Below are 16904 nucleotides of genomic sequence, written 5' to 3' on the forward strand. Positions count from 1 at the left end.
GGGCGGCCGGGCCCCCGCGCGGACGTCAGCTCTCCGGGCGGCCCGTCGCCACCGCGTAGAAGGCGACCGCGGCCGCCGCTCCGACGTTCAGGGAGTCGACGCCGTGGGCCATCGGGATGCGGACCCACTCGTCGGCCGCCATCAGGGCCCGGGTGGACAGGCCGTCTCCCTCCGCGCCGAGCATCAGCGCGACGCGGTCCATGCGGTGCGGGGCGGCCTCGTCGAGCGACCTGGCCTTCTCGTCCGGGGTGAGGGCGAGCAGGTTGAACCCGGCGTCCCGCACCGATTCCAGGCTCTTGGGCCAGGCGTCGAGACGGGCGTAGGGCACCGAGAAGACCGCACCCATCGAGACCTTCACGGAGCGGCGGTAGAGGGGGTCCGCGCAGTCCGGGGAGAGCAGCACCGCGTCCATGCCGAGGGCCGCGGCGGAGCGGAAGATGGCGCCGATGTTGGTGTGGTCGTTGACCGCCTCCATGACGACGACCCGGCGCGCGGACCGCAGCAGTTCCTCCGCCGTCGGCAGCGGCTTGCGCTGCATGGAGGCGAGCGCTCCCCGGTGCACGTGATAGCCGGTGACCTGCTCGGCGAGCTCCGGGCTGACCGCGTAGACGGGGGCCGGGAGCTCGTCCATGACATCGCGCATGACGTCGACCCACTTGGCGGACAGCAGCATCGAACGCATCTCGTACCCGGCGTCCTTGGCCCGTCTGATGACCTTCTCGCCCTCGGCGATGAACAGGCCCTCGGCGGGTTCGCGCTTACGGCGCAGCTCCACGTCGGTCAGGCCCGTGTAGTCGCTCAGACGCGGGTCGTCGGGGTTCTCGACGGTGATGAGATCGGCCACAGGGTGATACTGCCTTGTCCTGGGTGTGGTGCCAACGGCTTGGAACGGGTTGGGTTACCCGTGGTTACTCGAGAAGTCCGGAGCCTGCGTTCACGACCTCGCCGATGACGATGACCGCGGGCGGCCTCACATCCTCGGTACGGACGGTCTCGGCGACGGTGGCCAGGGTGGCGTCGACGCGGCGCTGCGCCGCGGTCGTGCCCTCCTGGACGAGGGCGACGGGGGTGTCGGCCGGCTTGCCGTGCGCGACGAGCGTGTCGGCGATCCTGCCGATCTTGTCGACGCCCATGAGGACGACAAGGGTGCCGCGCAGCTTGGCGAGCGCGGGCCAGTCGACGAGGGAGCGCTCGTCGTCGGGCGCGACATGACCGCTGACCACGGTGAACTCGTGTGCGACACCCCGGTGGGTGACCGGGATGCCCGCCGCGCCCGGCACCGAGATCGAGCTGGAGATGCCGGGGACGATCGTGCAGGCGATGCCCGCCTCGGCGAGCGCCTGGGCCTCCTCCATGCCACGGCCGAAGACGAACGGGTCGCCGCCCTTCAGCCGGACGACGGACTTGCCCTGCTTGGCGTGCGCGATGAGCGCGTTGTTGATGGCCTCCTGGGCCATGAACCGGCCGTACGGGATCTTCGCCGCGTCGATCACCTCGACGTGCGGGGGGAGTTCGGCGAGCAGGTCACGGGGACCGAGGCGGTCGGCGATGACCACGTCGGCCTCGGCGAGCAGCCGGCGGCCGCGGACCGTGATCAGGTCGGGGTCGCCGGGACCTCCGCCGACCAGGGCGACGCCGGGGGTGCGGGTGCGGTGGTGCGGCGCGACGAGGGTGCCGTCGCGCAGGCCCTCGACCACGGCGTCGCGGATCGCGGCGGTGTGCCGGGGGTCGCGGCCCTTGGCGTTCGTGGTGAGGACGGCGACGGTCACGCCCTCGCTGTGACCGGTGGCCGGGGTCCAGGCCGTCGCCGCGTCGGCGTCGTCCGAGCGGACGCACCAGACGCGGTTGCGCTCCGCCTCGGCCGAGGCGTCGGCGTTGGCCCGGGAGTCGCTCGTGGCGATCAGCGCGTACCAGGCTTCGGCGAGGTCGCCCTCCTCGTACGGGCGCCGCGTCCAGGCGATCTCGCCCGCGTCCGCCATCGCCTCGACGGACGGTGTCGCCTGCGGTGACACGAGGTGGATGTCCGCGCCCGCCGCGATGAGCGCGGGGAGCCGGCGCTGCGCCACCTGGCCACCGCCCAGGACGACGACGCGACGGCCGGCGAGACGGAGGCCCAGGGGGTAGGCGGGGTGTTCGGCCATGGAGGTGCGGCTCCTCGTACGGGCAGGCGGTGCGGGCGGGCGCGCTGCGGCTTTGGAGCGGCCCTGACGTGGGGTTTTTCGGTAGGGGTCCAGACTACGGCGGGGTCGGGCGGGCAGCGCGGAACGTCTGCCCGCCCCCTGGCGCCGTCGGCCTACTTCTCGGTCACCCCGGCCGAGTCGAACGTCGCGACCTCGTGCATCGCCCGCGCGGCGCTCTGGACGATGGGCAGGGCCAGAAGGGCGCCGGTGCCCTCGCCCAGACGCAGGTCGAGGTCGATCAGCGGGCGCAGGCCCAGCTTGTTCAGGGCCGCCACATGACCGGGCTCCGCGCTGCGGTGACCCGCGATGCAGGCGGCCAGGACCTCGGGGGCGATGGCGCGGGCCACCAGTGCGGCGGCGCCGGCGCTGACGCCGTCCAGGATCACCGGCGTACGCAGGGACGCGCCGCCGAGGAGGAGGCCGACCATGGCGGCGTGCTCGAGGCCGCCGATCGCCGCGAGGACACCGATCGGGTCGGCCGGGTCCGGCTGGTGGAAGTCGATGGCGCGGCGGACGACCTCGGTCTTGCGGGCCAGGGTCTCGTCGTTGATGCCCGTGCCCCGGCCCGTCACCTCGGCGGGGTCGGCGCCGGTGAAGACCGAGATCAGGGCCGCCGAGGCGGTCGTGTTGGCGATCCCCATCTCACCGGTCAGCAGCGCCTTGTTGCCCGCGGCGACCAGGTCACGGGCCGTCTCGATGCCGACTTCGAGCGCCGCGACGACCTCTTCCCGGGTCATGGCGGGACCCGTCGTCATGTCGGCGGTGCCCGCGCGGACCTTGCGCGGCAGCAGGCCCGGCGTGGCCGGCAGGTCGGAGGCGACGCCCACGTCGATGACGCAGACCTCGGCGCCCACCTGGTTGGCGAACGCGTTGCAGACCGCGCCGCCGCCCAGGAAGTTGGCCACCATCTGCCCGGTGACCTCCTGCGGCCAGGGGGTGACGCCCTGGGCGTGCACACCGTGGTCGCCCGCGAAGATCGCGACGGCGGCCGGCTCCGGGATCGGCGGCGGGCACATCCGGGACAGGCCCGACAGCTGCGCGGAGATGATCTCCAGCATGCCGAGGGCGCCCGCGGGCTTGGTCATCCGCTTCTGGCGCTCCCACGCCTCGCCCAGCGCCTTCGCGTCCAGGGGGCGGATGTTGGAGACCGTCTCGGCGAGCAGGTCGTGCGGCTCCTCGCCGGGCAGCGCGCGGCGGCCGTACGTCTCCTCGTGCACGACCCACGACAGGGGACGGCGCTTGGACCAGCCGGCCTGCATCAGCTCGGGCTCGTCGGGGAACTCGTCGACGTATCCGACGCAGAGGTAGGCGACCACTTCGAGGTGGTCGGGCAGGCCCAGCGCGCGGACCATCTCCCGCTCGTCGAAGAAACTGACCCAGCCGACGCCGAGGCCTTCGGCGCGGGCCGCGAGCCACAGGTTCTCGACCGCGAGGGCGGAGGAGTACGGGGCCATCTGCGGCTGGGTGTGACGGCCCAGGGTGTGGCGGCCGCCCCGGGTCGGGTCGGCGGTGACGACGATGTTGACCGGGGTGTCGAGGATGGCCTCGATCTTCAGTTCCTTGAACTGCTTGGCACGGCCCTTCGGCAGGGACTTGGCGTAGGCCTCGCGCTGGCGCTGGGCGAGTTCGTGCATGCTGCGCCGGGTGTCGGCGGAGCGGATGACGACGAAGTCCCAGGGCTGGGAGTGGCCGACGGACGGCGCGGTGTGCGCGGCCTCCAGGACGCGCAGCAGCACGTCATGCGGGATCGGGTCGCTGCGGAAGCCGTTGCGGATGTCACGGCGTTCGCGCATCACCCGCAGGACGGCCTCGCGTTCGGCGTCGTCGTAGCCGGGGGCCGCCGGACCGGTGGACTCTCGTACGTCTTCCACTACGGCCGTGCTCTCTTCCTGGTCGGCGACCTGGGTACGCAGGTCCTCCGCTTGCTGTGCGGCTACGGGTTCCGGCTCCGCCGTGAGCGGTTCCGGCACGGGGACGGGCTCGGAGGTGATCTCGGGCGCGGCCTCCGCCTCCCTGGGGGCGGGCACGGGCGCCGGAGCGATAGGTTCCGCCTCCGCGACAGGGGTCTCCGCGATCCCCTCGGGGGTCTCCTCGACCGGAGCGGGCGCCGCGACGATCGCGGCCTCGGCGGACTCCTGGGCCACCGGCGGCTCCTCCTCGACGGGGAGGGGCGGCACCGTCATGGCGTGCGGCGGGGTCGGGGCCAGGTGCGGGGTGGTCGGCACGGTGCCCTCCACGGGCACGAAGTGGCCGACGCCCTGGTCGCCCTGGGGCACGAAGGACGCACCGGGGTGTCCGGGAGCACCCGCCGCGTCCAGGGCGCCCGGGTGGTGCCGGTCGCCGTGGGACCGGCCCGCGGCCGGGTGCGAGACCTCCGCGTGCGCGGCCACGCCCACCGGTACGCCGTGCAGGGCCTCGTCGGTGGCGGGCTCGGGGAAGACGACGCCGTTCTGGGAGAAGACACCGTCCTCCGAGAGTGCGGCGGCGGTCTCGGAGAGGGCGGCTCCGTTCCCGGCGAACGCGGCCTGGTCGATGAACTGCTGGGCCTGGAACTCTTCGAGGCCGATGCCCGGCCCGCCGTGCGACGCGTCCGCCGAGCGCGCGGAGAGCGCCGACAGCGCGGACTCCGGGGCCTCGAAGACGTGCGGGGCGGCGGCGAGGGGCTGCTCGGCCTCCGGCCGGGGTGCCTCGTCCGCGAATCGGACAGCAGGTTCCGGCACAGGGACGCCGGGTTCGGCGAGCTCGACATCCCCGGCCACGAGGCCGGCCGGGTCGGCTTCGTACATCTCCTGGCCGGCGATCTGCGGCGGGGTCGTCCGAGGGGCCTGCGCGGCGGCGTCCTCGACCGGGGCGAGGTCCTGCGCGGGCGCGATGTGCTCGGCGTCGGCGGGGATCCCCACCGGTGCCGACTCGTGCGCGGACAGCTGCGCGTCGTCACCGGCCTGCTCGGCGGATCCGGCCGGCTCGGCGACCTCGGTGGCGTCCGGCGCACCGAGGGTGTGCGGGGCGTCCGGGAACTGCGGGGCGTCCGGGAACTGCGCGGCGTCGGGGAACTGCGCGGCGTCGGGAATCCGGGAGGCCGACGAGCCGTCCGTCGCGGGCACGGCCTCGGGAGCCTGTCCGTCGGCGTGGTCCTGGAGGTCGAGCGGCGCTTCGTGGGTCTGCGGCACCGGCGCCTGGGCGGCGTCCGGCGTCTGGGCGGCGTCCGGCGTCAGGGCCTGGTCATGGACGAAGGGCGCCGCCACGAACCCCGGCACCTGCTCGGCCTCCGCCGCCCGCGCCTCGGGAACCGGTCCGGCCGCCACGTCCACCGCGGCCGCGGGCAGCTCCCCCGCCTCCGGGACGACCGTTTCTGCGGCCGTCGCCTCGAGCCCCACCGGCGGAGTGCCCCACGGCACCGCGCCCTGGGGCGAGGCCTCGCCGAGCTGGGCCACGTCCAGGTACTCGGGACCGACAGTCGGCGGGCCGGCGTGCCGTACGGGAGTGACGGGGGCGGCCATGGGGCCCGGACGCGCGCCCGCGGGTCCGCGGTCGGCCAGGGAGCGCACGGGGCTGGAGGAGCCGTCCGGCGTGGGCGGGCCGAGGTGCAGCGGGCGACGGGGCGTCACGGGCTGCGGGGCGGGCGACGGGTTCGGCGCGCGGACGGCGCCGAGGTCGACCGCGCCGGTGTCCCGTCCGGCCGTCTCGTGCGGGCCGGGCTCGTCGGTGAAGGGCATCGGGGCCGGCGGCGGCACCTCGTTGCCCCAGGCGCCCTGGGCACCGGGCGCTCCCGGCATCAGAAGCAGGTCGTCGTCCTCGGCGGGGTTCTCGGAGGGGTCGAGGAAGGTGTACGCGCCCGGCGTGGTGACGCCCGGCTGCTCCACCATGCCTGCGTTCTCCGGCAATCCCTCGCCCGGGACCTGGCCGGTGTCGGTCATGCGTACCCCTCGCCCATCGGTTAGTGCTTCCAAGTCCAGCTCGCCCGGAACGGCGCACCGACCGCCCCACAGTGAAGAACGAGCGTGCGTGCCCAGCGGCACGAACGACCGGCCAACAAAGACGACAAAGCCATTAACTGGCATTGTCCCGGTCGTACCGCCCTCGCGACAGGTTGATCCGCGAGCGCCCGCTGTGGACTGCGCCACGTTGCGCGTCCTCCGGTTCTGCCGTACCACACACGCCTCAAAACGGGCGGGTTTTCCGGACATTGGCCTACGAAAGGCCGACCCCACGGGAGCGGTACAACGATCGGCCAGCCTACCGCGCGCAGTACGACAACAGGATCACGGGGCGCGATCCGGCAAACGGCCGCTGAGCAGGAACGCGACGCTCCGCTCCTTCTCCGTCCAGGCCCGTGTATCGAGTTCGACGGACTGAATGAGGGCGCACTCGACGTCATAGCCGTGCTCGGTCAGATCGCGGCCGATGAGTTCGGCGGCGTCACGGGTGGCGGCGTGCGTGACGATGCGCTGGGGCCGGCGGTCGGCGACGGCAGAGACGACCGCCGCTCCCCCGCCGCCGATGCGGACGACATCGGGTTCGGGCAGGTCTTCGAGCACGTGCGGGGCGCTGCCGTGCACGATCTGCATCTGGACGCCGAAGCGGCGGGCGGAGTGTTCGGTGCGGGTGCAGGCGCCCGGGCTGCGGTCGACCGCGATGACGGCGGCACCGGTGCGGGCGGCCTCGGTGGCGAAGGCGCCGCTGCCGGAGCCGATGTCCCAGACGAGATCGCCGACGCGGGGCCCCAGGCGGGCGAGTTGGGCGGCCCGCAGCAGATCCGTCTCCCCCTCGCCGAGTGCGCCGCCGTACGCCCCGGCGGGCAGCGCCCAGCCGCGTGGTCCGCCGCCGGGCTCCCGGCCGGCGATCCAGCCGCCCCCTTCTGCCGCGGCCACGAAGCCGCCGATGACGATGACGACGTTCGGGTCGCGCCAGGTGTGGTCGGCCGCCTTGTCCGAGGTCAGGATCGTGACCTGTTCGCGGGCGGTGCCGAGTTCCTCGCAGATGACGAAGGTGCGGTGCACTCCTTCGAGCAGCAGCCCGAGTTCGGCGGGTCCGGCGCCGGGTGAGGTGAGAACGGCGACCTTGGTGTGGGCTCGGCATACATTCACCGCGCGTCGCAGGGTGCGGCTGTGTGCGACGACCACTTGTGCGTCGTCCCAGGGCATTCCGGCGCGGGCGAAGGCGGCGGCCACCGAGGAGACGGCGGGCACGACTTCGACCTCCAGGCCGAACTCGGGTGCGCGCAGGGAGCGTACGACGCCGAAGAATCCCGGGTCCCCGTCGGCCAGGACGACGGCGGTGCCCCGGTGGCCCGCGATCCGGCGGGCGGCGAGGCCGACGCTGCCGAGACGGATGCGTTCGGCGCTCTCGGGCACTTCGGGGAGTGCGAGATGGTGGGCCGCGCCGGCCACCAGCGTCGCGGCACCGAGAGCCGAGCGCGCCGCGGCGGTCAGCGGCGAGCCGTCCCAGCCGATCACCGTGACCCGGTCGGCCATCGTCGTCAGTCTCCAGAAGGTCTTCGCAGGTCGTCAGGTGCAGCCCGGGCGGGCTTCGTGAGGGTACCTGGTGCGGCCGGGCGGTGCCGGAACGGGCGGTGTGGCGCGGGAGCGGTCCCGCCGTCCCCGGACCGTGGTCCCGGTCCACGCCCCCCGGGGTCCGGTGAGGGAACGCCCGTCCATCCACATGACCCGTCGCGACCGCTCCGGTACGCCGGTGAGGGCCCTGCGCGCGGAATGCCGTACGGCTGCCGGGCCGGGTCAGGCCCAGTCGTTGAACGATGTGTAGCCGCCGCTGTCGGCGAGGTGCTCGCCCACGCCGTCGAGGTCCTCCGGCAGCAGGCTCCACACGATGAAGTCGGTGCGCAGTTCGACCCAGGTGCCGTCCTCGGTCCGGGTGCGCGCTATGCAGGCGTTGCGCAGCACGCCCTCGCTGATGCAGCCGATCTTCTGGGCGACCTGCTGCGAGGCGGTGTTGTCGGCGGCCGTGCGCAGTTCGATGCGCTCGAACTTCTGCTCGCGGAAGAGCCATCGGGCGGTGGCGAGCGCGGCTTCGGACGCGTAGCCCTCGCCGCGCGCCCAGGGGGCGACGATGTAGGAGAGTTCGGTGGAGCGAACGCGCCAGTTCGTCTTGCCGAGTTGGATGACGCCGACCAGGCGCTGGGTGAGGAACTCCGTGACGGCGAGGTCGAGTCCGCGGCCCTCCTTGCGTTCCGTGGGCGCGTAGTCGTCCACCCAGCCGCGGGCACCGTCCTCCGTGAACGGCTGTGGAATCGACGTCCAGGCCGCGACCATCTCGTCGTTCATCATCTCGGCCAGCGCGGGCACGTCGTCCTCGTGGAGCGCACGCAGGACCAACCGCTCCGTGCTGATGGAGATGTCGGGGAAGGTGCTCGTCATGCGACGCTCCGTAACCGTCGGGGACTTCGGACCTGATGTACCGTCGGGTCCGCTGAACTGCCCAGCATGCAGCATGAAACCACCGAACGGCACAACGGGGTCCACTCCGGGTAATGGAGTGGACCCCGTGCGGTGACGAGGGGGGCCGCCGGCCGTGGGCGGCCTCCGGGGCCGGGCCCTCGCCGCCGCCCTCGTCGCTGTTCTTCCCCCGGTCCCGGCCTACTTGAAGGACGGGATGACGGAGCCGGCGTACTTGTCCTCGATGAACTTCTTGACCTCGGGCGAGGTGAGGAGCTTCGCGAGCTTCTTCACGCGCGGGTCGTCCTCGTTGCCCTTCTTGACGGCGAGGAAGTTGCCGTACGGGTTGTTCGTCGCCGACTCCAGGACGAGGGCGTCCTTGGCGGGCTTGAGGTCGGCGGCGATGGCGTAGTTGCCGTTGATGACCGCCGCGTCCACGTCGTCCAGGGAGCGCGGGGTCTGAGCCGCCTCGACCTCCTTGAACTTGAGGTTCTTCGGGTTCTTCGCGATGTCCTGCGGGGTCGCCGCGTTGCCGGCGTCGTCCTTGAGGGTGATGAGCCCCTTGGACGCGAGCAGCTTCAGGGCACGCGCTTCGTTCACCGCGTCGTTGGGGACCGCGACAGTCGCACCGCTCTTCAGGGCGTCGGCGCTCTTCACCTTGTGGGAGTAAAGGCCGAGCGGCTCCAGGTGCACCGTGACGACGGGCACTATGTGCGTGCCGCGCTTCTGGTTGAAGTCGTCCAGGTACGGCTGGTTCTGGAAGTAGTTGGCGTCCACCGAGCCGTCCTCGGTCGCCGTGTTCGGCACGATGTAGTCCTGGAACTCCTTGACCTCGAGGTCGAGGCCCGCCTTCTTCGCCAGGTGGTCCTTGATGTAGTTGAGGATCTCGGCGTGCGGGACAGGGCTGGCGGCGACGACGAGCGGCCCGCTCGTGTCGGCCGACGAGGAGGAGGACGACGAGTCCTTGTCCGAGCCGCAGGCGGAGAGCCCCAGGGTGAGGGCTCCGGCGGCGAGGACGGCGGTGGTGATCTTGGCGGTGTTACGCACGAAAAGTGCCTTTCCTTATGGGTGGAGCTGCCCCGCGAAGGGTGTGCGGGGAAACTTGGGGGATGCGCGCGGGGCGCTCAGGCGACCTTGCCGATGTCGGTGACCGAGGGCTTCTTCGCCTTCAGCAGCCGGAGTTTCGGTGCGGGGCCCGAGTGGCCGGAGCGGCGGTCCAGGGTGCGGGCCGCGTAGTCGCCCGCGAACTGGATGGCGGAGATGGCCACGGCCAGGACGGCCACGATGATCCACATCAGCTCGGTCTCGAAGCGCTGGTAGCCGTAGCGGATGGCCAGGTCTCCGAGGCCGCCGGCGCCGACGGTGCCGGCCATCGCGGAGTAGCCGATGAGCGCGACGATCGTCGTGGTGGTGCTGGAGATCAGCGACGGCAGGGACTCTGGGACGAGCACCTTGCGGACGACGGTCCAGACATTGCCGCCCATCGCGTGCACGGCCTCCACGAGCCCGCCGTCCACTTCGCGGACGGCCGTCTCGACCAGGCGCGCGAAGAACGGGATCGCGCCGATGGCGAGCGGCACGATGGCCGCGTCACGGCCGATGGTGGTGCCGGTGACCCAGCGGGTGAAGCTCATCAGCGCGACCATCAGGATGATGAACGGCATCGAACGGGTGACGTTCACGATCTGCCCGATCACCCGGTTGGCGAGGACGTTCTGCAGCAGGCCCCCACGGTCCGTGAGGACCAGCAGAACACCGAGCGGCAGGCCTCCGACGATCGCGATGAGGGTGGACCAGCCGACCATGTAGAGCGTGTTCCAACACTCCGCGGACAGCAGCGGCTGCATCTCCGACCAGGTCACAGGGCACCTTCCTTCACCAGCACGGGCTCCTGGCCCTGGATTTCGATCTGCAGGCCCTGCTCGCGGAGGAAGCCGATCGGCACGACGTTCTCCTCGTAGCGGCCGGGCAGTTCGATGCGCATCCGGCCGACCTGCTTGCCCGCGACGGTGTCCATCGCGGCGCCGAGGATCGAGATGTCGATGTTGTAGGTGCGCGAGAGCTGCGAGATGACGGGCTGGGTCGCCGCCTCGCCGTGGAAGGTGACGTCGATGACGGTGCGGTCGTCGCCGGAGGCATCGCCGCTGACCGGGAAGAGCGCGGAGGCCAGCTCGGAGCCGGGCGTCGCGAGGAGCTCGCTGACCGTGCCGGACTCGACGATGCGGCCCTCTTCCATCAGCGCGGCCGAGTCGCAGATCGTCTTGACGACGTCCATCTCGTGGGTGATGAGCAGGACGGTGAGGCCCAGCTGGCGGTTCAGGTCGCGCAGCAGCTGGAGGATGGAGCGGGTGGTCTCCGGGTCCAGGGCGCTGGTCGCCTCGTCGGAGAGCAGCACCTTCGGGTCTCCGGCGAGCGCCCGGGCGATGCCGACGCGCTGCTTCTGGCCTCCGGAGAGCTGGGCCGGGTAGGACGTGGCCTTGTCGGACAGGCCGACCAGGTCGAGCAGTTCGAGCGCCTTGCGGCCGCGCTCCTTCCCGGAGACGCCGAGGATCTCGAGCGGCAGCTCGACATTGTCCTGGACGGTCCGCGAGGACAGCAGGTTGAAGTGCTGGAAGACCATGCCGATCCGGCTGCGCGCCCGGCGCAGTTCCCGGCCGGCGCGCGGGCCGCGGCCGACGAGGGCGGTGAGGTCCTGGCCGGCGACGGTGACCGTGCCGGAGGTGGGACGCTCCAGGAGGTTGACGCAGCGGATGAGCGAGGACTTGCCGGCGCCGGACTGGCCGATGACGCCGTACACCTCGCCTTCGCGGACATGCAGATCGACGCCGTCGAGGGCGGTCACTTCACGGCCGCGCGAGCGGTAGACCTTGGTGAGGCCCGTTGTCGTGATCACTGGGGTTTCCGTCACTGTCGAGTGCAGGGCGTGGGTGTGCGCCGGGCACGGGTGCATGCGGTCGGGAACGCGGCACGGTTCTCGCGATGGGCGATGGAACCGGAAGGAGAACGTGTGCGCTGGGCAGCCCGGTCACGTACGCGGTACGGACTCAGGGCGCGTCGATCCCGCTTCGGGGCGCGGGATCAGGCGGTGGTGCGAGGGCCCTCTAACAGGCGCACATTCGACACATACAACGAGCACCGGGCGTCATGGTCGCCTCGGTCGCAAGGATGCGGGAGCTCGTCGTGGTCATGGAGTGAAGTAAAGCAGACCGGGAGCCGGGGGCCGCCACCGCTGTCCGTATAGCGGACAGCCGTGGACACTTTTCAGTCCCGGACGGAGATCTCCACTCCCCGGTCGGTGACCAGTACGGACAGGGCCGAGAGGTCCTCGACGACGAGGTCGGCGGCCAGCTCATGGGCCTGGTGGGTTGTGGCCAACGCCACGGTGGTCATACCGGCGGAGCGGCCCGCCCGGAGCCCGGCGGGGGCGTCCTCGAAAACGACGCAGCGGGCCGGGTCGACGCCCAGTTCGCGGGCGGCGAGCAGGTAGGGCTCGGGGTCGGGCTTGCCCCGGGTGATGTCGTCGGCGGTGATCATCGTCTTGGGGCGGATCCCGACCTCGTCGAGCCGGGCCTCGGCGAGCCGGCGGGTGGCCGAGGTGACGACGGCCCAGCGCTCGGGCGGCAGCGCGGCGAGCAGCGCGAGGGTGCCGGGCAGCGGCACGACCCCGCCCCGCACGTCCTCGACCTCCAGCTGCTCGATGCGGGCGAGCGCCTCGGGGACGAGGTCGGCGGGCAGCAGGTCGGCGGCTATCTCGGCGGCGGGGCGGCCGTGCAGTCCGATCCGGGCGAAGTCCTCGGCGGTGATCCCGTACTCGTGTGCCCACAGGGTCCAGCAGCGGTTCACCGACTCGAGGGACGAGACGAGGGTTCCGTCGTTGTCGAACAGGAGGGCTTCAGCGTGGATCTTCATGCCTTCGACCCTACGGGGCACCCCGGGGGCGAGCGCATCGGGCCTTTTGGCCCGTAATAGGGTCGCGGCATGTTTGATGCCCTGACGGTCGCGACGGCCGTCGCCGCGCTCGCGCTCGCCGCCTGGTGCGGCTGGGCCGCCTACCGTGATCAGCCCACCAAGGACTGGCACTTCATCGGCATGGCCGTGGTGTCGCTGCTCGCCGTGATCCAGCTGGTGATCGGTGTCGTCCAGCTGGCACGTGGCGAGAAGCCGGAGCAGGGCACGACGATCTTCGTGGCATATCTGCTCGGCGCCTTCGCGTGCGTTCCCGCCGCGGGGTTCATGTCGCTGGCGGAGCGCAGCCGCTGGGGTTCGGTCACGGTGGCGGCCGGCGGCGTCGTCCTCGCCGTGCTGGAAGTACGGCTCTACGACATCTGGGGAGGCTGAGATGACGGCCACGGAGGAGAACACGGGCGTGCCTCGGGACGAGCGGGACGAGCGGACCGGGGAGCCGACCGCGCGGCCGGCGGAGAAGAAGCGCACGCGGCTCATCAGCGGCCCCGGCATGCTGCTGCTGTGGCTGTACGGCGTGATGGTGGTCGGCGCCGTCTCACGGTCGGCCGTGCAGATCTCCACGGAGTTCGACAAGGCGCCGCTCGCCTACTCGCTCTCCGCGATCGCCGGTCTCGTCTACGGATTCATCACGTACTCGCTCGTGCGCGGCGGCGAGACGGCGCGCAGGGCGGCGCTGGTGTGCTGCGCCGCCGAGCTCGCGGGCGTGCTGATCGTCGGGACCTGGACGCTGGTCGAGCCGTCCGCCTTCCCCGACGCCACGGTGTGGTCGGACTACGGCATGGGCTATCTCTTCATCCCGGTACTGCTGCCGCTGTCGGCGATGTACTGGCTGCGCAAGGCGCGTACGACCGCCGACCAGGGCGTGGCCTTCGGCGAACGCTAGGCGCTGGTGGCGTACGCGCCGGTGTCGGCACCCTTGGCCAGGGTCACCAGTGTCATGCGCTCGCCCACCCGCTCCTGGGAGACGGGCGCGTAGCCGTGCTTGCGGTAGAGGCGCAGGTTGCGCTCGCTGCGGTGGCCGGTGAAGAGCTGGAAGGACTTGGCCGCTCCGTCCGCGCCGAGCCGGGTCTCGATCGCGGCGAGCAGGCGCCCGCCGAGGCCGTGCCGCTGCATGCGCGGATGCACGATGAGTTTGTTGATGCGGGCCGTGCCGTCGGCGTCGACGGCGCCGCGTACCGAGGCCACCACCTCGTCGCCGAGCCGGGCCACCAGTACGGTGCCGCCCGCCAGTTCCGCCCGGAGCGAGTCGAGCGGCTGCGTGAGCGGCTCGATGCCGTAGTCGCCGTACAGCTCGGCCTCGCTCTGGTAGCAGAGGTACTGCAGCTTCAGGATCTGTTCTGCGTCCTGCTCGGTCGCCGCCGAGATGGTCACGCTCATGCCCATGTGTGCATGCCTCCCGCTCACCTGTTCCACCGGTCGTCCCTCACTCCTATCCCCGTCGTCAGCGGGCCGCAACCTCCACCGTCAGCAAACGACGCAGACATCCCAGGCATCTGGAACGTTCCGGACCAAGACTTCCCTGTGAGATACCCAACTCACCTGCGATCTCCCGGTAGGTGAGGTCGTCCGGGGAGAGCAGAGCGGCCATCAGGCTCGGGCAGCGGCCGGGCAGCCGGCGCACGGCGTCGTGGACTTCGCGACGGCGCTCGGCGGTCATCGCCCGCTGCTCGGGCCCGGGGTCGCTGTCGTCCGCGGGCTCGACGGCGTACGGCTGCTCGGCGCGGGCCCTGCGGCGGCTCAGGCGCGCCTCGGAGCGCACGGCTCGCCGCACCCAGCGCTGCGGGTCGTCGGGCGGTCCCGTCGCGTCCAGCCGCTCCAGGAGGCGCAGCCAGACCGCCTGTTCCAGGTCTCCGCGCTCGGCACCGGTCGCGTGGGCCTCCGCCGATGCCTCGGCGGCGAGGAGCGGTCGCAGGGTGGAAACCATCTCGTGGGTCATGGTCGGCACGACGCGTCCGCCCCGGCGGGAGGTTGCCGGGGCGGACGGTTGTCACCCCATCCGGGGTGACCGGGTCATCCGTTGACGACCGGGCACAGGTCTCGTCGCCCGGACGCGCCCCTCGACGGCCCGGGCACCGGACTCATCTCTTGAGGAAGTCCGCGCGGGCCAGCAGCGCGGTGTCCGCGTTGTCGGAGAAGACGCCGTCGATGCCCGTCTCGAAGTACACCTTGAAGGCGCCGAAGGCGTCCCCGTAGGCGTCCGCGGCGGTGCCCTTGCGGAAGTTCGCGGGCAGGAAGGGGTTCTCGTTGCGCATGGTGTACGGGTGCAGGATCAGGCCCGCCCGGTGCGCGTCGGCGACGAGGGTGGTCGGCTGGGTGAGGTTGCCGGCCGCGTCCTTCGGGATGACCAGGTCGAGCGTGGGGCCGATGCCCTGCGCGTACGAGGCGATCCACTCCAGGCCCTCGGGCGTGACGAGGTCGGCGACCGTGCGGGGGTCGCCCGCCTCGACGAAGTCCCAGGGACGGGTGTTCGCGGCGGACAGCAGGACGGCGAGCGGGTTGCCGACGAGCTTGTTCAGCCGCTCGATGCTGCTCGGCTCGAAGGACTGGAGGATGACCGGCGAGTCCTTCCTGTCCTTGCCGTACTTGCGCAGCAGCCTGGCGACCCGCTCCTCCAGGCCGAGGCCGAGCTTCCGGAAGTAGGTGGGGTGCTTGGTCTCGGGGTAGATCCAGACCTGCTTGCCGCGCTTGCGGGTCTGCTCGTCCTGCCAGCGGAGCACCTCTTCGAAGGTGGGGATCTCCCAGCGGCCGTTGTAGAGGATGTTGTGCGGGCGGTTGGCGGGGATGCGCTCGACGGCGCGCAGGGTCTTCAGCTCGGCGAGAGTGAAGTCCTCGGTGAACCAGCCGGTGGTGGCGACCCCGTCGAGCGTCTTGGTGGTCCTGCGGCCGGCGAACTCGGGGTGCGCCGAGACATCCGTCGTCCCGCCGATTTCCGGCTCGTGACGGCATACGAGGTGGCCGTCCCTGGTGGGCACCAGGTCGCCGGCCTCGACGACGTCGGCGCCCAGGTCGAGGGCCAGCTGGTACGAGCCGAAGGTGTGCTCCGGCCGGTAGCCGCTGGCCCCGCGGTGGCCGATGACCGTCGGCTTGGGCAGGCTCCGGTAGCCGCCGCCCCCGTGACGTTCGTCCGCTCCCGCCACGCCGGGCAGGCCGAGGACGGCTCCGCCCGCCCCGAGCACCGCGGCTCCCAGCAGCGTCCGCCGTGCCGTGCCCCGCTCCTGACCGTTCGACTCCTGCGCTCCCATGAGCGCTCCTCCCGCCGTAGGTGCCCTGCCTGTCGAAGCGGGACGATCGTAGGTGCCCTCGCGTGACGGGAGGGAGGCCTGCGACGGAACAGGTGGGTGAGCCTGGATGTCGTACGGGATCCGGAACCTGACGGTCCGTCGGCTTCGGTCCGGCGGTCGGGGGTAGGCGTAGGACTACGGCGAACGAGCGGCGAACCATGACGGGGTCACCCGTTCGCCGGTGCGACGCGCGATGTCCGTCACATCGTGTCGTCCCGATGTCGGGGGCTCACGGGCGCGCCACCGCAGGTAAACGTGCGTCAACAGTGCGTATCCAGTCGATGAACCCGATGTGCAATCACCCGGGAACCGCGAGTATCGTCCTCACCTGCACAGACTCCATACCGATCCCTTGACACCGGAGGGCCCGTTGTCCCGCTTCGCGCTCATCAAGGCAGTGCTCGGACCGATCATGCGCCTGATGTTCCGCCCACGGGTGGAAGGCGTGGAGCACATCCCGGGCGACGGCCCGGTGATCCTGGCCGGCAACCACCTCACCTTCATCGACTCGATGATCCTTCCGCTGGTCTGCGACCGGCAGGTGCTCTTCATCGGCAAGGACGAGTACGTCACGGGCAAGGGCCTCAAAGGCCGCCTGATGGCGTGGTTCTTCACCGGCGTCGGCATGATCCCGGTGGACCGGGACGGCGCCAACGGTGGCGTGGCGGCGCTGATGACCGGCCGCCGCATCCTGGAGGAGGGCAAGGTCTTCGGGATCTACCCCGAGGGCACCCGCTCCCCCGACGGCCGCCTGTACCGCGGCCGTACCGGCATGGCCCGGCTCACCCTGATGACCGGCGCCCCGGTCGTCCCGTTCGCGATGATCGGCACGGACAAGCTCCAGCCGGGCGGCGCGGGGATCCCGCGGCCGGGCCGGGTCACGGTCCGCTTCGGCGCGGCCATGGAGTTCTCGCGGTACGAGGGCATGGACCGCGACCGTTATGTGCTGCGCGCCGTGACCGACTCCGTGATGACCGAGGTCATGCGGCTGTCCGGCCAGGAGTACGTCGACATGTACGCCACCAAGGCGAAGGCCGCCTAGCCCTTCACCGGGCCCCGCGACATCGCACACGGGTGGGCCCCCG

General features: G+C 71.7%; 15 protein-coding genes. 3 read left to right on the forward strand and 12 right to left on the reverse strand.

Annotation, left to right across the window (positions count from 1 at the left end; all coding sequences use genetic code 11):
* Positions 1–25: 25 nt before the first annotated feature.
* The 9 genes from ACWD68_RS09665 to ACWD68_RS09705 all read right to left on the reverse strand — a co-directional run bounded on the left by ACWD68_RS09665 (position 26) and on the right by ACWD68_RS09705 (position 12481).
* The gene (locus ACWD68_RS09665; RefSeq protein WP_451805911.1) at positions 26–844 is read right to left on the reverse strand and encodes a TrmH family RNA methyltransferase; all 819 of its coding nucleotides are present in this window, start codon (positions 842–844) and stop codon (positions 26–28) included.
* Between the two features lie 64 nt (positions 845–908).
* Positions 909–2141 (reverse strand): uroporphyrinogen-III C-methyltransferase, encoded by a 1233-nt coding sequence (gene cobA / locus ACWD68_RS09670; protein ID WP_451805912.1) that lies wholly within the window; start codon positions 2139–2141, stop codon positions 909–911.
* Positions 2142–2293: 152 nt separating this feature from the next.
* Positions 2294–6097, reverse strand: coding sequence for a nicotinate-nucleotide--dimethylbenzimidazole phosphoribosyltransferase (cobT, locus tag ACWD68_RS09675; RefSeq protein WP_451805913.1), 3804 nt, complete (start codon positions 6095–6097; stop codon positions 2294–2296).
* Positions 6098–6442: 345 nt separating this feature from the next.
* A complete protein-coding gene (cbiE, locus tag ACWD68_RS09680) occupies positions 6443–7654 on the reverse strand; it encodes a precorrin-6y C5,15-methyltransferase (decarboxylating) subunit CbiE (RefSeq protein WP_451805914.1) in 1212 nt (403 codons plus the stop codon).
* A gap of 261 nt (positions 7655–7915) precedes the next feature.
* Positions 7916–8554 (reverse strand): GNAT family N-acetyltransferase, encoded by a 639-nt coding sequence (locus tag ACWD68_RS09685; protein WP_451805915.1) that lies wholly within the window; start codon positions 8552–8554, stop codon positions 7916–7918.
* Positions 8555–8773: 219 nt separating this feature from the next.
* Complete coding sequence (locus tag ACWD68_RS09690) at positions 8774–9619, reverse strand: MetQ/NlpA family ABC transporter substrate-binding protein (RefSeq protein ID WP_451805916.1); 846 nt, start codon at positions 9617–9619, stop codon at positions 8774–8776.
* A gap of 77 nt (positions 9620–9696) precedes the next feature.
* Complete coding sequence (locus ACWD68_RS09695; RefSeq protein WP_451805917.1) at positions 9697–10434, reverse strand: methionine ABC transporter permease; 738 nt, start codon at positions 10432–10434, stop codon at positions 9697–9699.
* Positions 10431–11465 carry a methionine ABC transporter ATP-binding protein gene (locus ACWD68_RS09700; RefSeq protein ID WP_451805918.1) on the reverse strand — a complete coding sequence of 345 codons (1035 nt, stop codon included), beginning with the start codon at positions 11463–11465 and terminating at the stop codon, positions 10431–10433. Before ACWD68_RS09700 ends, ACWD68_RS09695 begins: the two co-directional genes overlap by 4 nt.
* A gap of 368 nt (positions 11466–11833) precedes the next feature.
* A complete protein-coding gene (locus ACWD68_RS09705) occupies positions 11834–12481 on the reverse strand; it encodes an HAD family hydrolase (protein ID WP_451805919.1) in 648 nt (215 codons plus the stop codon).
* 69 nt (positions 12482–12550) lie between these two features.
* Here ACWD68_RS09705 and ACWD68_RS09710 point away from each other — a divergent pair, with 69 nt between their 5' ends.
* Together ACWD68_RS09710 and ACWD68_RS09715 are read left to right on the forward strand one after the other, a co-directional pair.
* The gene (locus ACWD68_RS09710) at positions 12551–12910 is read left to right on the forward strand and encodes a hypothetical protein (RefSeq protein ID WP_451805920.1); all 360 of its coding nucleotides are present in this window, start codon (positions 12551–12553) and stop codon (positions 12908–12910) included.
* A 118-nt stretch (positions 12911–13028) separates the two neighbouring features.
* Positions 13029–13421: a hypothetical protein gene (locus ACWD68_RS09715; RefSeq protein WP_451806021.1), complete on the forward strand. Its 393-nt coding sequence runs from the start codon at positions 13029–13031 to the stop codon at positions 13419–13421.
* On the opposite strand, the gene ACWD68_RS09720 is transcribed toward ACWD68_RS09715, so the two are convergent.
* The 3 genes from ACWD68_RS09720 to ACWD68_RS09730 all read right to left on the reverse strand — a co-directional run bounded on the left by ACWD68_RS09720 (position 13418) and on the right by ACWD68_RS09730 (position 15780).
* Entirely contained in the window at positions 13418–13921 is a 504-nt protein-coding gene (locus tag ACWD68_RS09720; protein ID WP_356463849.1) for a GNAT family N-acetyltransferase, read from the reverse strand. The genes ACWD68_RS09715 and ACWD68_RS09720 overlap by 4 nt on opposite strands.
* Positions 13922–13979: 58 nt before the next feature.
* Positions 13980–14474, reverse strand: a complete 495-nt coding sequence (locus ACWD68_RS09725) for a sigma-70 family RNA polymerase sigma factor (RefSeq protein ID WP_451805921.1) — start codon at positions 14472–14474, stop codon at positions 13980–13982.
* A gap of 142 nt (positions 14475–14616) precedes the next feature.
* Positions 14617–15780: a glycerophosphodiester phosphodiesterase gene (locus ACWD68_RS09730; RefSeq protein WP_451805922.1), complete on the reverse strand. Its 1164-nt coding sequence runs from the start codon at positions 15778–15780 to the stop codon at positions 14617–14619.
* A gap of 409 nt (positions 15781–16189) precedes the next feature.
* Between ACWD68_RS09730 and ACWD68_RS09735 the strand changes: the two genes are divergently transcribed.
* Positions 16190–16861: a lysophospholipid acyltransferase family protein gene (locus ACWD68_RS09735; protein WP_351130230.1), complete on the forward strand. Its 672-nt coding sequence runs from the start codon at positions 16190–16192 to the stop codon at positions 16859–16861.
* Positions 16862–16904 lie beyond the last annotated feature (43 nt).

Source organism: Streptomyces sp. NPDC005141, assembly GCF_053599975.1.